The sequence below is a fragment of the Ruminococcus sp. CAG:330 genome, assembly GCF_000437175.1.
GTDB lineage: Bacteria > Bacillota > Clostridia > Oscillospirales > Ruminococcaceae > Ruminococcus_C.
In genome coordinates, this window is sequence record NZ_FR898056.1 from 1 (window position 1) to 14752 (window position 14752).

The following is a 14752-nucleotide window of genomic DNA, read 5'->3' on the forward strand; positions in this document are numbered from 1 at the left end:
CAGAAAGGAAGCAAATTCATGAGTACAGAAATCACAAATCATCCGAATCCTTCACCGGAAGTGCCGCAGGAGACCAATCGCCTTCCGGTTGTTGCAATGCGTGGCGTTGTTGTGTTTCCTGGAATGACCATTCATTTTGACTTGGTACGAGAAACATTTCTCCATGCGCTTCGTGCCGGCATGGGAAAGGATCGCCGTGTCATCTTAGTGGCACAAAAAGACGCCATTGTGGAAGATCCCAAACCGGAGGACTTCTACACCGTTGGCGTAATTGCCGATCTTCGGCAGGTAATGCGGACACCCAGCGGTGTCACACGGGTTCTGGCAGAGGGAAAGACCAGAATTTCCGTATCCGATTTTCAGAAAGAGGCGGACGATTACTGGACTGCAGCTTACGACACCTTGGAGGAAATTGAGATTTCTCCAGAAGAAAAAAACGAAGAAGAGGCACTGGGGCGGTGCATCAAGGCATCGTTCCAGCGCTATGCGGAGCTTCTGCCGCAGGCACCGGAGGAGATGGCTGCTGCCATTTTCTGCGAAAAGGACATCAAAAAACTGTTTGAACAGATCGTCTTTAATCTGGCGTATGACTACACAGAAAAGCAGCTTCTGCTGGAAGAAAACAGCTGGCTGGAGCGTCTGCGGAAGCTATATCAGCTCATGACCGACGAGCTGGATATTCTCACATTGGAACGCCAGATTCAGGCGGAGACGCAGGAGAGCATCGACACCTCACAGCGGGACTACTACCTGCGGGAACAGCAGCGTCTGATTGCTGAAAAGCTGGGAGATCGGGAAGACCCCGAGGCGGAGATGGAAACGTATCTGGAACAGATCCAGAAGCTTCCGCTGGATGAACAAAACCGAAAAAAACTGGCAAAAGAGGCGGAGCGTCTTTCCGGCATTCCGCAGGGCGCACAGGAGGCGTTTGTCATTCGCAGCTATCTGGACACCGTGCTCTCGCTGCCGTGGAATAAGTCCAGCAAGTGCAAGGTGAATCTGGAAAAGGCAGCCAACGTGCTGAACCGGGATCACTATGGCCTGCAAAAGGTCAAGGAGCGAATTCTGGAGAGCTTCGCCGTCCGTGCGCTGAATCCGGATGCGCAGGGACAGATCCTCTGCTTCGTCGGTCCTCCCGGCGTGGGCAAAACCTCCATTGGCAAGTCCATTGCCAAAGCGCTGGGGCGCAAGTACGAGCGCATCTCGCTGGGCGGTGTGCGGGACGAATCGGACATCCGCGGACATCGCAAGACATACGTCGGCTCCATGCCCGGCAGAATGATCGGCGCAATGATTCACGCCGGCACCAGCAACCCTCTTATTCTGCTGGACGAAGTGGACAAGATGGGCAATGATTTTCACGGCGACCCCTCCGCTGCCATGCTGGAGGTGCTGGACAGCGAGCAGAACAAGACGTTCACCGACCACTATATCGAGGTTCCGTTCGATCTGAGCCACGTTCTGTTTCTGGCAACCGCCAACACACTGGATACCATTCCGGCACCGCTGCTGGATCGTATGGAAATCGTGGAGCTTGGCAGCTATACCAGAGAGGAAAAGTTCCATATTGCCAAGGAACACCTGCTGAAAAAGCAGCTGAAGAAAAACGGGTTAAAGGGCACGCAGTGCCGGATTCCGGACGAGGTGCTTTATGCTCTCATTGACAGCTACACCAGAGAGGCAGGCGTTCGTGAACTGGAACGCACCATCGGCACGCTCTGCCGAAAAGCAGCGAAGAAAATCGTGGAGGGCGACTGCAAAAAGGTCACATTCTCCGCTGACACGCTGCCGGAATATCTGGGACCGCAAAAATTCCGGCCGGATCTTCAGAGCCACGAGGACGCAGTCGGCGTGGTCAACGGTCTGGCGTGGACTTCCGTGGGCGGTGTTCTGATGCCCATGGAGGTGCTGGCAATGCCCGGCAAGGGACAGGTGGAGTGCACCGGTTCTCTGGGCGATGTGATGCGGGAGAGCGCGAAAATCGCAGTCAGCTATGTGCGCAGCGTCGCAGCCAGGTATGACATCCCCGAGGACTTTTACACCAAGTACGACCTGCACATCCATGCACCGGAAGGTGCTGTCCCCAAGGACGGTCCCTCTGCCGGTGTGACTATGACCACGGCGCTGGTGTCTGCCCTGTCCGGAAGGCCAGTGCGTGGCGATGTGGCAATGACGGGCGAAATCACTCTGCACGGCAAGGTGCTCCCTATCGGCGGTCTGCGGGAAAAGACGATGGCTGCTTATAAAGCAGGTATGCACACCGTTCTGATTCCGGAGGAGAATGTGCCGGATCTGGAAGAGGTTGATCCCGTGGTGCGGGAGCACGTCCGGTTTGTTCCGGCAAAGACCCTGGACACGGTTCTGGAAACGGCGCTCTGTCCCAAGGGTGACACGGAAAGTACCGTGATTTCCAGCACAATTCTACCGACCCCCACGGCTTGTCCGGTCTAACAGCGGTTCGGTATCAAGGAGGAAGATATGCAGTTTCAACAGGCAAAATTTGTAGCGTCTTACGGCACTTATGCGCAGATTCCGCCATGCGATTCCATCGAGGTGGCGTTTGCAGGCCGTTCCAATGTGGGCAAATCCACGCTAATTAACCGCATCTTTCAGAGAAAGGCGCTGGCACGTGTCAGCTCCGTTCCCGGCAAAACCGCAACCATCAACTTCTATCGGGTAGACCCGCTGACTGTGGTCGACCTTCCGGGATACGGCTATGCCAAGGTTGCCAAGTCGGAAAAAGAGCGGTGGTCAGGACTGATCTCCGGCTATCTGGCAGCAGATCGTGATCTGCGCCTGATTCTGCTGCTGATCGACATGCGGCACAAGCCCTCGAAGGACGATTTACAGATGATCGAATTTCTGGTGGAGGCGGAGCTGCCGTTTCTGATTGTACTGACCAAGGCGGACAAGCTGAACAAGACAGAACGTGCCAAGCGTATGGAGGCATTTCAGACGGAAATTCCATATTTCTCACAGATTCATATCATCCCCTTTTCTGCGGTAACACGGGAAGGCGTGGAGGATGTGCAGGCAGTTTTGGAAGAAATTGCCGCAGACAGCGAGGATTCCGAACCGGAAGATGACGCATCTGCGCAGTGATTTCCACAAGCGCCAAAGCAAACGAAAGAGAGGAAAAAGAAATGTTTGTATCTGACAATTTGGGCGTAAACGCTCAGGGCAATCTGACCATCGGCGGTGTGGATACCGTCGCACTGGCAAAAAAGTACGGAACCCCGCTCTATGTCATGGATGAGGACATGATCCGGCGGGATTGCCGTATCTTCCGCAAGAGCATGGAGACCTACTATGACGGACAGGGACTGGTTTGCTATGCCAGCAAGGCGTTTTCCTGCAAGGAGATCTACCGTGTGATGCAGTCGGAACAAATGGGAATCGACGTGGTTTCCGGCGGTGAACTGTACACCGCCGTACAGGCTGGCTTTGATGTAAAAAACGCCTGCTTCCACGGCAACAACAAAACCACCGAAGAACTGAACATGGCGCTGGATTATGGCGTTGGCAGAATCGTAGTGGACAACATCTACGAGATGGAACAGCTCAACCGGCTGGCTGAGGAAAAGCATCTGGTTGCCCCTATTCTGCTCCGCATCAAGCCCGGCGTTGACGCACACACCCACAACTTCATCCGCACCGGTCAGATCGACAGCAAGTTCGGTTTCGCACTGGAAACCGGCGAGGCATACGAGGCAGTTCAGAAGGCAATCTCCTATCCGAACCTCCAGCTGCGCGGTCTGCACTGCCACATCGGTTCGCAGATTCTGGATACACAGGGCTTCACCGCAGCAGCAGAAGTGATGATGGAATTCCTCGAAAAGCTGAAGAAGGAACTGGGCTTCGAGGCAGAGGATCTGAACCTGGGCGGCGGATTCGGCATTCGCTACACAGAGGCTGACGATCCCCTCCCCTATGACGCTTACATGGAGGCGGTAGCAAAAGTCATCAACGGCTTCTGTGAGACCCACGATGTAAAGCGCCCGTTCATTCTCATCGAGCCGGGCCGTTCCATCGCTGCACCGGCAGGCATTACGCTGTACACCGTCGGCGGCATCAAGGTCATTCCCAACATCCGCACCTACGTTTCCATTGACGGCGGTATGTGTGACAACCCCCGTTACATCCTGTACCAGTCTGCTTATGACGCACTGGTTGCAAACAAGGCGGCTCAGCCCAAGACCGAAAAGGTCACCATCGCCGGAAAGTGCTGCGAGAGCGGCGACCTCATCGGCGAGAACATGCCCATCCAGCATTGCGAAGTCGGTGACACCATTGCCGTTTGCGCAACCGGCGCATACAACTACTCCATGTCCTCCAACTACAACCGTCTGCAAAAGCCTGCTGTTGTCTTTGTCAAGGACGGCACAGACCGTATCGTGGTAAAGCGTGAGACACTGGACGATCTGGTTCGGAACGACATCTAACATTCTGTTTGTTTTTCAACTAAAATTGCAAGAAGCCCTTTCGCTTTTCGAGAGGGCTTCTTTTTTTGCGACAAAAACATCCGCCCCGAAATCCTCGGAACGGATGTTTGCTTATTTCTATATTTTCCGGATAAACGCTTACAGGTGCATTACACGGTCACGAATTTCCTGTGTGCGTCCCTGATTCCAGAACTGTGTTCCGATATAACCGCAGGTGCGGCGTGCTACATTCATCTTGTCCTGATCCCGATTGCCGCAGTTGGGGCACTCCCAGATCAGCTTACCGTCGTCCTCAACGATCTGAATCTCTCCGTCGTAGCCGCACACCTGACAGTAATCGCTCTTGGTGTTCAGCTCGGCGTACATGATGTGGTCATAGATGTGCTGCATTACGGCGATAACTGCCGGAATGTTGTTCTGCATATTTGGCACTTCCACGTAGCTGATGGCTCCGCCCGGCGACAGCTCCTGAAACTGTGCTTCGAAGGACAGCTTCTGGAATGCATCAATCGGCTCGGTCACGTGAACGTGATAGCTGTTGGTGATATAGTTCTTGTCTGTCACATCGGGAATCAAACCGAACCGCTCCTGCAGACAGCGGGCAAACTTATAAGTGGTGGACTCCAGCGGCGTTCCGTACAGGCTGAAATCAATGTTGGTTTCCTTTGCCCAGCGCTTGCAGGTATCGTTCAGATGACGCATCACTTGCAGGGCAAACGGTGTTGCCTCCGGATCAGTGTGGGATTTGCCGGTCATGTAACGTGTGCACTCACAGAGTCCGGCATATCCCAGCGAGAGGGTGGAGTAACCGCCGTACAGCAGCTTGTCAATGGTCTCGCCCTTTTTCAGCCGTGCCAGTGCGCCATACTGCCATAGAATCGGCGCCACATCTGAGGGAGTCCCTTTCAGGCGGTTGTGACGGCACATCAGTGCACGCTTGCACAATTCCAGACGCTCGTCAAAGATCTCCCAGAAGCGCTTCTCATCCCGTTCTGAGGAGCATGCGATGTCCACCAGATTCAGCGTTACCACGCCCTGATTGAATCTGCCGTAGAATTTGTAGCGGTCGTTCTCGTCCTTGTAGACTGTCAGGAACGAACGGCAGCCCANCAGGAACGAACGGCAGCCCATGCAGGTATAGCAGTTGCCCTCTTTCAGAGACTTCATGATCTTCTCGGAGATATAGTCCGGCACCATGCGCTTTGCAGTGCACTCCGCTGCCAGCTTGGTCAGATAGAAGTACGGTGTGCCCTCCCGAATGTTATTCTCCTCCAGCACATAGATCAGCTTGGGGAATGCCGGCGTAATAAAGACGCCCTTTTCGTTCTTCACACCCTGAATCCGCTGGCGCAGCATCTCCTCGATAATCAGCGCCAGATCGTCTCGTGTCTGTCCCTCCGGCACTTCATTCAGATACATGAAAACCGTGACGAACGGCGCTTGTCCGTTGGTGGTCATCAGGGTGATGACCTGATACTGGATCATCTGCACGCCTTGAATGATCTCATTGCGCACCCGCATTTCTGCCACGCTGTTGACAGTCTCCTCGTCTGTCTCCTTACCAAGGCGCTCGTACTCCCGACGGACATCCCGCCGGAACTTTTCCCGGCTCACCTGAACAAACGGTGCCAGATGGGAGAGCGTGATGCTCTGTCCGCCGTACTGGGAGCTGGCGATCTGGGCAATGATCTGCGTGGAAATATTGCACGCTGTGGAGAAACTGTGGGGCTTTTCGATCATGGTCTCACTGATGACCGTGCCGTTTTGCAGCATGTCCTCCAGATTGACCAGACAGCAGTTGTGCATGTGCTGTGCGAAGTAGTCCGCATCATGGAAGTGGATGATACCGGCATTGTGCGCCTCGGTGATATCGTGGGGCAGCAGGAACCGTGCGGTAATGTCCTTGCTGACTTCACCTGCCATGTAGTCCCGCTGTACGCTGTTGACCACCGGATTCTTGTTGGAGTTCTCCTGCTTTACTTCTTCGTTTTCAAAATTCAGCAAGCTGAGAATCTTCCGGTCTGTGGTATTGGACTGGCGCTGTAAGCCACGCTCATAGCGATAGGTGATATAGTTCTTCGCCATGAGGTAAGCGCCATGCTGCATGATCTCCACTTCGACCCAGTCCTGAATCGTTTCCACATCTACTGCACGGTGGATGCTCTCGCAACGCCGTTCAATCTCCTGTGCGATCTCCTCGATCTGCGCCGGTGTGAGCTGCTCGGATTCCACCACAGTGATATTTGCCTTGCTGATTGCAGCAATGATTTTAGAACGGTCAAAAACATCCTCTTTTCCGCTTCGTTTTATGATTTTCAAAGCCGACTCCTCCTCTTATCCAACAGGCTGTTTTTTCCGATAAAGATTCCCTGTGCAGATTAGAAGCAAAGTTCAGATGTGGCCTTCTCGTTGTACAGGTTTCATTCTTCAGCTTGCGTGTTTCTTCTTTCAAAATAGTTGCAAGTATTATTATAGCCCATGCCTCCGGCACTGTCAAGCAAACTTATTATGGATGTGTTTTGGAACACAACAAATGGTATGCCGAGCCTTCTGTAAACACTATATCTTGTATATCACCGAGATTTTCCCGAAAAAAACCACAACCATTGGTGGCGACAAAACCCGAAAAAAATGAATGTCAACCGTCCGAAATCGCACGCCAAAATGCATTGTTTTTTCGCACATGGCGAAAGCAAAAAAGACTTGTTTTTACAAATTTTTTCCTTTGTTTTTTCGGGAAAGCAACATGCTCAGTCGCCGTGTTTTTCCCGCAGATACAGGATTCGCTGGTTGGCAGAGCCGCGGAAATTCAGCGTCAGGGACTTCTCCGCCTCTATGAACGGGCCGTCTACTAAGACATCGATTTCCGCCAAGAGCGCATCTGTCACCTCACAGCGATAGGGGCTGTCCGCCAGCAGTTCGGACTCCAGAACGCATCCCGTATAGCACCAAATATCCTTGGCTTCTCCGAATTTCGCACGGACGGCTTTCACCAGCGGAAGCAACTCCCGCTGGTTCTCCGGCTCCATAGGTTCTCCGCCCAGCAGCGTCAGCCCCTGAATATAGGACGGCTCCAGCATCTTCAGAATCTGCTGTGTGGTCTCCTCCGTGTATGGCTGCCCATACCGGAACGCCCATGTTTCCGGATTGAAACAATTCTGGCAGCGGTGCCGGCATCCCGACACGAACAGGGAGACACGAACTCCCAGTCCGTTTGCAATGTCACACGGTTTGATTGCACCATAATGCATAACGATCAGCTCCTTACCGGTTATTTACCGACTCCGGATAGAGGTCGTGGTGTGTCAGGCGCTCCCACGCAACCTGTTCCCACTTTGTCCCCGGCTTTCCGTAGTTGCAGTACGGGTCGATGGAAATTCCGCCACGGGGCAGGAATTTTCCCCAGACCTCGATATACGCCGGATCCATCAGTTTGATCAGATCGTTCATAATGATGTTCACGCAGTCCTCATGGAAATCACCACGGTTGCGGAAGCTGAACAGATACAGCTTCAGCGACTTGCTCTCCACCATGCGCTCTCTGGGAACGTAGGAGATGTAGAGGGTTGCGAAGTCCGGCTGTCCGGTAATGGGACACAAGCTGGTGAACTCCGGACAATTGAACTTGACGAAGTAATCCCGATCCGGATGCTTGTTCGGAAATGTCTCCAGCATTTCCGGTGCATAGTCTGTGGGGTACTGGGTGTGCTGATTGCCCAGCAGGGAAATATCTCCCGTTTCCTGGTTGCTTCTTCCCGATGCCATTTTATTCTGCTCCTTTCAATGCCGGATCCGGCACGCCATTAGCGGCAAACGCAGCCGCACGGTCACGGCATGTACCGCAGACGCCACAAGGGGTTTCGCCGCCCTCGTAGCAGCTCCATGTCAGTTCATAAGGCACGTGCAGTTCCAGACCTCTCTTCACAACATCTGCCTTTGTCCACTGGACAAAAGGCGCTTCAATGCGCAGCTGTTCCCCGCTGCCGAGGAAAATCGCCTGATTCATTGCCTGATTGAATGCATCGCTGCAATCCGGATAGGCGTTGCCGGCAGCGTCATCGCTGTGTGCGCCATAGAAGATGACCTCACAGCCGTAAGACAGGGCAATACTTGCTGCCGATGCCAGAAACAAACCGTTCCGGAACGGCACATAGGTGGAAACCGGTTTTCCGTTGGTGTGGGACAGCTGCTCCGCATAGCTCTCCTGCGGAATCTCCTCAGTGGATCCCGTCAGCAGCGAACAGTTGGAGTTGGCAAAAATAATGGACAAATCCAGCTGCTTCCAAGTTACGCCGTAGTAAGCGGCAATTTTTCCGGCTGCCTCAATCTCTTTCTGATGCTTCTGTCCGTAGGAAATAGACAGTGCCAGAACCTCGTCTGCACCGTATCGATCTACTGCGATGCCAAGGCAGGTCGTGCTGTCTACGCCACCGCTAAACAAAACCATTGCTTTCATAATCGTATGCTTCCTTTCTCAAAGTAACCCTTGCAGCGCCGCATCGGTACGGAACGCACCGCAAAACGTCTTGGTCGTCGTCTGCGAAGAGACGTTCCGAATGCCACGTGCGGTCATGCAGCTATGGGAGCCGGTAATCAAGACGCCTACATCCGGTGTGCCGGCAGCCTCCATAATGATCTCCGCAATGTCTTTCCCAAGACGCTCCTGAATTTGCAGGCGTTTGGATGCCATATCACAGATGCGTGCCACCTTGCTGAGTCCGAGAACTCGTCCATGGGGCACATACGCCACATTAACTTTCATGTCATACATCAGTGCCATGTGATGCTCGCAGTAGCTGAACACACTGATATCTTTTACCACTACCGCAGTCTGGGCATCGTCGTTGGTGTCCTCGGCGAAGGTCTTTCCGAACATCTGCGCAATCTCATGGTTAGAGAGCGCAATTCCGGCAAAGATCTCCTCGTACATCCGTGCGACACGCTGCGGTGTCTCCCGCAGCCCCTCACGATCCGGATCCTCGCCGATCGCCTCCAGAATTCCACGCACATGGCGTTCAATTGCTTTCGTATCCATTCTGATTTCCCTTTCTCTATACTCCACGTTTCTGCGGATCCCAGATATATTTGTGCAGCTGCAATTGCAGCCGAACACGGTTGAGATTCCGTTCTTTCATGAAGTCCACGATCTCCGCCGGCTGGATGCTGCCAAACACCGGACTAAAGTACACGGGGCAGCGTGCCGTCAGACCATGTTCCGTGACAACCTCCACAGCACGTTCCAAATCGCTCCGGCTTCCCACCACAAATTTCACGCTGTCGTTCATGGTCAGACAGGCGAAGTTCTCCGGCAGCATATGGGATTCCATTCCGCTGCACGACAGCTTATAGTCCATGGTGAAGCTGGGACGGAACGCCAGCGAGGTAAACGGTGCAAGCGGTACGCTTCCGTTGGTTTCGATCTCCACGTGATACCCCAGCGCACAGAGCACCGTAATCAGTTCCGCAATGTCCGGCTGGAGCAGCGGTTCGCCGCCGGTCAGGGTGATGTTATGCACGCCCTCCTGCTGTGCGAGCTGCACCAGCTGTTCCACAGTGCGCTGTTCGGTGGGGACAGTGTCCGTGTTTGCCCACTTAGTATCGCAGAAGCTGCACGCCAGATTGCAGCCCTGAAACCGCAGGAACAGCGCCAGTTCTCCGGCGTGAGGTCCCTCCCCATTGATGCTCACAAATGTTTCTACCACTGAAAATGTTCCCATGATCACACCTCGTAGGACGCACAGTTATCCGGCGTTTCGTAGACGGTCACACGGTGAACCGGCATTCCCTGTTCCTGCAACTTCTGGTAAAAATGCTTGGCAAATTCCTCAGCCGTGGGACGGAACGGCACGGCAATCAGATGGAATCCCTCCGCCAGAAGCGCCTCCACTGTCGTGGAGTGCAGGGAATGTTCCTCGTAGATCAGAGCGTGGTCATAACATGCTGCCAGTTCCCGCAGGGCGTGCTTGAGGTCGCCGAAATCCAGCACCATGCCACGCATCTGCCCTGCTTCCTGAAGCGTTTCCTTGCCGACGAGAACTTCTATCGTCCAGCGGTGGCCGTGCAGGTTGGAGCACTTGCCCTGATAGCCGGACAGAAAATGAGCGCTGTCAAAAGCTGCCGATGTTTTTAAGTAATACATAATGTTTTCACCTCAAAAAAATGCAGCCGTTTGGTCAAAACGGCTGCATCCAATCTATCAGATTTTAAAATCCGGTTTTATTGGAATGCCCTAGTTTTGTTTAGCGACAGGATGGTGCAAGCGAACTGTCGTGTTGTGTCTTATTATAGCACAACTTGCGGGAACTGTCAAGCATTTTCTTCCGGCGGAACATAGGTCGGCGCATTCTTCGGGCTCTGCCCCTTGATAACCGTGTGGTAATACTGATAGGTCATGGGGAACGCATCCTCCCGTGTCACATCGCAATCCAGCACTTTCCCCAGAAAGATGGTGTGCGTGCCGGCATCCATGGTCTGTACCACTTCACAGGTGATCCACGCCATTGCCACTCTCGGAACCGGCATGCCGTCCTGCATCTGGTACAGGATTTCGGCAAACTTATTGATATCCCGACCGGAACGGTAGCCGAAGCCACCGATCAGGGACGGCTCCACATCCGTGGGAAGCACGGCAACGGCAAACTTGCCCGCCTGCACCACGGCATCGTGGGTGGCGTTGTCATGATTCAGGCTGACGGCGATTTGCGCCGGCGCAGAGGTGATCTGCATCGCACTGTTTGCCACGCATCCGGCAAGCTGGTTGCCGTTCGCTGTCGTGACGAGATACACGCCATAGGACAATTTCTGCAAAGCCTTTCGATTCATACTCCAAGCTCCTTTCCGGCACTCCTTATGCCTCCGGTCCCAGCTGGTTGATGAGGTGTACCAAGAACTGCAGGAGCATCATGGAATCATCTGCAGTTACAGTGCCGTTGCCATTGCAGTCTGCGTTCTTGTTTGCAAGCTCGTTCAGAGAAACCACGCCGGCAACTGCCTTATTCAGCAGGACAGCGTCTGCAAGGTCAATGTCGCCATCCAGATTGACATCGCCGTAGAACAAGGTCGGGTCAACAGAACCGCCGTTGGTCGTGCTGGTGGTAGTTTCTGTGGTGGTGGATTCAGTCGTTGTGCTCTCTGTGGTGGTTTCCGAAGACGAAGTGGTCGTTGTGGTGGACTCCTCGGTAGTTGTGGTAGTCGTGGATTCTGTGGTTGTCGTCGTGGTTTCCTCTGTTGTGGTGGTAGTTTCTCCAATTACGGTGATGTCCTGCGTCAGTACCTGTGCACCGCACGTTGCAGTCAGGATGACGCTTCCTGCTTTCTTTGCGGTCAGAGTTGCAGAAAGTCCGCTTCCGCTGACTTCCAGAACGTCCGGATCAGAAGAGGTAAAGATGTAGTCATTTCCACCAATGTAGTGCTGAATTATTGCCTCGGCAGTTTCGCCGACAGTCATGGTATCCGGTACGATCTTCCAGGTGTCCTCCGGCTCCGGAATAACCGAGCTCCCGCCGTAATCAAAGACATAGTCGCTCTTGATTTCGCTTGCGCTGGCAATGGTTGCATCTGCCTTGTCTGCGGAACCGCCGTAAACGCTGTAAAGTCCGGCAGCAGCCAGTGCGAAGCAGCCGTTGTAGTCCAGTGCCGGCTCGGTGCAGCTGTAGCTGTCGGTGTTGTCGTCATAAGAACCGTTGGCATCCGGACCGCCGACCAATGCACCGTAGAGTGTATATGTCATGGTATCCTTATTCGGATTGGCAGCTCTGTGATGAATGTGCTGCGGCCAGGTATCTCCGCATCCCAGCAGGTAGGTGCGGTTTGCAGAGTTTGCACCCAGCAGAGTATCCATCTGACTCTTAGCGTACTCATTATAGGTAGAAGAGCCGCTGTATTTTGCATAGGTCAGTGCGTACATCTGCCATGCGCAGTTGTAACGGGAACCGCCCCATCCGCCAATCGGAAAGTACTGTGTCTTATTGCTGATGAGCTTGTCCATCTCAAAAACCAGTTCATTGCCATAGCTTTCACGTCCCTGTGAATACAGGAGTGCTGCATAGCCGCCCCATACCTTATCCCAGGAATATACCCAGTAGTCATACTGATTCCCCTCATATACGCCCTGCGAAACAGAGATCGGGCGATAGGAATCCGGCAGCTTTCCGCCGTTGTTGGCGATTGCGCACCAGAGATCTGCCCATGCCACGTCATCGTTCTGGCTGCCAGATGCATAGAATGAGCCAATACCATCATAACTTGCAGAAGGATACTTTGCAGCGAAGTCCTTCAATGCGTTGGCATACTTCAGGCACTTCTGCGCATACTCCGGATTCTTGCTCTGGAATGCCAGTGAGGTCGAAGCCAGCGCTGCTGCCATTTCGCCGGCAGCATCTGCGGACGGATGCGAGGCATCTGCCCAGTAAGTCGGACGATTCATGGTCTGCCCTTCCGGCGCTGTCCAGATGCCGTGATCCTGACCGCCGTCACCGACCATATAACAGAACGTGATGACATTGTCGCTGCTGTCCAGATAGGTCACTTTCATCATATAATCGCACATTTCTTTCAGAATGTACAGCAGGTGATCCTCGCAGCCCGTTTCGATGTATGCCTTCGGGTTCTCAAAGTAGGACCATGCCAGTGATGCGGTGGAAAATCCCATGGTTACAGAGAATTTCAAGTGGTCGCCGGCATCGTGGTAACCGCCGGAAACATCTACAGTATCGCTTCCGCCGTTGGCCGCCTTGATGGCAGCCAGCGAAGCAGACGAGAGTCCTTCGGCATTGCTCAGAGATGCCTCTCCATCGTAGGTGTGGCAGGCGCCACGCCATGTCAGACAGTTGTTCTCGGCATCCGGCCCGCACTGGTTGGCATCATAAAAATAGAGGGACATCTTCAGGGCATCGCCATAGGAAAACGTGGCATCTGCCGAAGCGCTCCACCCGGACAGTGCGGAAACCGTCCCGGTCATTGCCAGCGTTCCTGCCGAGAGGATCGCTGCCATTCGTTTCTTCCAATTCTTCATGTTGAATGCACTCCTTATCATGATCATGTTGCTTTTCCATTCCATTGTACAATCCGCACAAGCCGGCTGCACAAGCTGTTGATAAATTTATCATACCATAAATTCGGCAGTTTGTCAAGAATTTTTGCGATTTCAGGTGCAAAAAATGGGTAAAAAGCAGCATCCCCTGCTGATGCAGGAAATGCCGCTCTTCTTTAACCGATCATTCATGCTTGTCCGAAAACTTTCAGGATGCTACTGCAGTGCGGGTTCCCAGCAGATTCCGCAGCGCTGTGATGCTGCTGCTCTGTACCCGTGCAATGGGCACATTATTTTTCTTGGCTGCCTTGACAGCACCCTGCACCATCTTGTGGGAAACGGTCTGGGTAAACAGGATCATCAGATCCGGCGAGCCGATCTTCTTTTCGATCGGACCGGTTTCTTTCGGAAACACTTTGGCATCGTAGCCGTGGGCTGCACAAACGTCTGCATACTGACGGCTCATTCTCTCGTTTCCGCCGATAATTACAACACTCATCGTAATTCACCTCTCTGTTGTTGTGACATCCTGCCCATTTCGTTCCGGCCGGACATCTTGTATTTCTGGCATGTCAAGCAAACAGCAGCCTGGCATCAATCGAAAATCCGATCCAGGGGCCATGCCAGACCGCCTTGTTAGTCTTGACTAACTATAGAATAACACAGATATGCTGCTTTGTCAAGCCTTTTTTTCGATTTTCTTCGGCTTTCTGTAAAAAGTTCCCCTTTTTTGCAAAAATCAGCAAAAGTACAAAAAAGCTGCCAGTTTTTCCAGAAAAACTGTTGACATTTTCTCTGCGTTCTATTATAATAAGAGACGTGCCTGCTTTAGCCAGGTAAAATAATTTATAGTATTGCGACCGCACGTCGCACAAAGGAGAGGAATTATGACAACCGCAATCACAATCGGGATGATCATCATTTATGTTGCAATTATGATGGGCATCGGCGTATACACGTCCAAGCAGGCGAAGTCGGTCAATGATTTCGTGCTGGGCGGAAGAAACGTAGGCTCGTGGCTGACCGCCTTCGCTTATGGCACATCCTATTTTTCCGCAGTCGTTTTCATCGGATATGCCGGACAGTTTGGCTGGAGCTACGGCGTATCGGCCGCATGGGTCGGCGTGGGCAATGCGCTGCTGGGCAGTGCGCTGGCGTGGGTAGTTTTGGGAAAACGCACCCGTATCATGACGCAGTCCCTGGGCGCAAAGACAATGCCGGAGTACTTTGAACTGCGCTGGCATTCCAAGGGGCTGAAAATTGCCGCAGCCATTATCGT

General features: G+C 53.2%; 13 protein-coding genes and 1 pseudogene. 4 read left to right on the plus strand and 10 right to left on the minus strand.

The genetic code is table 11. From position 1 onward, the window contains the following. Positions 1-18 precede the first annotated feature (18 nt). Genes lon through lysA form a run of 3 tightly spaced genes read left to right on the plus strand, consistent with a single transcriptional unit; the run spans position 19 to position 4442 of the window. On the plus strand, positions 19-2451 hold the full coding sequence (lon, locus tag QZL66_RS06525) for an endopeptidase La (protein ID WP_022410928.1): 2433 nt from the start codon (positions 19-21) through the stop codon (positions 2449-2451). Positions 2452-2478: 27 nt separating this feature from the next. Then, entirely contained in the window at positions 2479-3102 is a 624-nt protein-coding gene (yihA, locus tag QZL66_RS06530) for a ribosome biogenesis GTP-binding protein YihA/YsxC (protein WP_022410929.1), read from the plus strand. Positions 3103-3143: 41 nt separating this feature from the next. After that, positions 3144-4442, plus strand: a complete 1299-nt coding sequence (lysA, locus tag QZL66_RS06535) for a diaminopimelate decarboxylase (protein ID WP_022410930.1) — start codon at positions 3144-3146, stop codon at positions 4440-4442. A gap of 138 nt (positions 4443-4580) precedes the next feature. On the opposite strand, the gene nrdD is transcribed toward lysA, so the two are convergent. From nrdD to QZL66_RS06585, 10 genes are all read right to left on the minus strand, one after another. Next, entirely contained in the window at positions 4581-6761 is a 2181-nt protein-coding gene (gene nrdD / locus QZL66_RS06540) for an anaerobic ribonucleoside-triphosphate reductase (RefSeq protein ID WP_022410931.1), read from the minus strand. 431 nt (positions 6762-7192) lie between these two features. Then, entirely contained in the window at positions 7193-7693 is a 501-nt protein-coding gene (gene nrdG, locus QZL66_RS06545; RefSeq protein ID WP_022410932.1) for an anaerobic ribonucleoside-triphosphate reductase activating protein, read from the minus strand. 13 nt (positions 7694-7706) lie between these two features. Beyond that, positions 7707-8207: a preQ(1) synthase gene (gene queF, locus QZL66_RS06550; protein ID WP_022410933.1), complete on the minus strand. Its 501-nt coding sequence runs from the start codon at positions 8205-8207 to the stop codon at positions 7707-7709. 1 nt (position 8208) lies between these two features. Next, positions 8209-8898 carry a 7-cyano-7-deazaguanine synthase QueC gene (queC, locus tag QZL66_RS06555; RefSeq protein WP_022410934.1) on the minus strand — a complete coding sequence of 230 codons (690 nt, stop codon included), beginning with the start codon at positions 8896-8898 and terminating at the stop codon, positions 8209-8211. An 18-nt stretch (positions 8899-8916) separates the two neighbouring features. After that, complete coding sequence (gene folE, locus QZL66_RS06560) at positions 8917-9483, minus strand: GTP cyclohydrolase I (RefSeq protein ID WP_336308655.1); 567 nt, start codon at positions 9481-9483, stop codon at positions 8917-8919. Between the two features lie 10 nt (positions 9484-9493). Continuing rightward, positions 9494-10159: a putative 7-carboxy-7-deazaguanine synthase QueE gene (queE, locus tag QZL66_RS06565; RefSeq protein ID WP_022410936.1), complete on the minus strand. Its 666-nt coding sequence runs from the start codon at positions 10157-10159 to the stop codon at positions 9494-9496. Between the two features lie 2 nt (positions 10160-10161). Beyond that, positions 10162-10581 carry a 6-carboxytetrahydropterin synthase QueD gene (gene queD / locus QZL66_RS06570; RefSeq protein WP_022410937.1) on the minus strand — a complete coding sequence of 140 codons (420 nt, stop codon included), beginning with the start codon at positions 10579-10581 and terminating at the stop codon, positions 10162-10164. A 167-nt stretch (positions 10582-10748) separates the two neighbouring features. Then, a complete protein-coding gene (locus QZL66_RS06575; protein ID WP_022410938.1) occupies positions 10749-11264 on the minus strand; it encodes a flavin reductase family protein in 516 nt (171 codons plus the stop codon). Between the two features lie 25 nt (positions 11265-11289). Further along, complete coding sequence (locus tag QZL66_RS06580; RefSeq protein WP_022410939.1) at positions 11290-13455, minus strand: glycoside hydrolase family 9 protein; 2166 nt, start codon at positions 13453-13455, stop codon at positions 11290-11292. Between the two features lie 226 nt (positions 13456-13681). Then, entirely contained in the window at positions 13682-13972 is a 291-nt protein-coding gene (locus tag QZL66_RS06585) for a DUF2325 domain-containing protein (protein ID WP_022410940.1), read from the minus strand. 388 nt (positions 13973-14360) lie between these two features. Between QZL66_RS06585 and QZL66_RS06590 the strand changes: the two are divergent. Continuing rightward, positions 14361-14752 (plus strand): annotated as a pseudogene (locus tag QZL66_RS06590) (sodium:solute symporter); the annotation flags it as partial.

Bases quoted from the DNA above. Each gene is read 5' to 3' on its own strand.
- queD (WP_022410937.1), bottom strand. From the start codon at position 10,581: ATGTATTACTTAAAAACATCGGCAGCTTTTGACAGCGCTCATTTTCTG.
- yihA (WP_022410929.1), top strand. From the start codon at position 2,479: ATGCAGTTTCAACAGGCAAAATTTGTAGCGTCTTACGGCACTTATGCG.
- lon (WP_022410928.1), top strand. From the start codon at position 19: ATGAGTACAGAAATCACAAATCATCCGAATCCTTCACCGGAAGTGCCG.
- QZL66_RS06585 (WP_022410940.1), bottom strand. From the start codon at position 13,972: ATGAGTGTTGTAATTATCGGCGGAAACGAGAGAATGAGCCGTCAGTAT.
- lysA (WP_022410930.1), top strand. From the start codon at position 3,144: ATGTTTGTATCTGACAATTTGGGCGTAAACGCTCAGGGCAATCTGACC.
- queE (WP_022410936.1), bottom strand. From the start codon at position 10,159: ATGGGAACATTTTCAGTGGTAGAAACATTTGTGAGCATCAATGGGGAG.
- queF (WP_022410933.1), bottom strand. From the start codon at position 8,207: ATGGCATCGGGAAGAAGCAACCAGGAAACGGGAGATATTTCCCTGCTG.
- queC (WP_022410934.1), bottom strand. From the start codon at position 8,898: ATGAAAGCAATGGTTTTGTTTAGCGGTGGCGTAGACAGCACGACCTGC.
- QZL66_RS06575 (WP_022410938.1), bottom strand. From the start codon at position 11,264: ATGAATCGAAAGGCTTTGCAGAAATTGTCCTATGGCGTGTATCTCGTC.
- nrdG (WP_022410932.1), bottom strand. From the start codon at position 7,693: ATGCATTATGGTGCAATCAAACCGTGTGACATTGCAAACGGACTGGGA.
- QZL66_RS06580 (WP_022410939.1), bottom strand. From the start codon at position 13,455: ATGAAGAATTGGAAGAAACGAATGGCAGCGATCCTCTCGGCAGGAACG.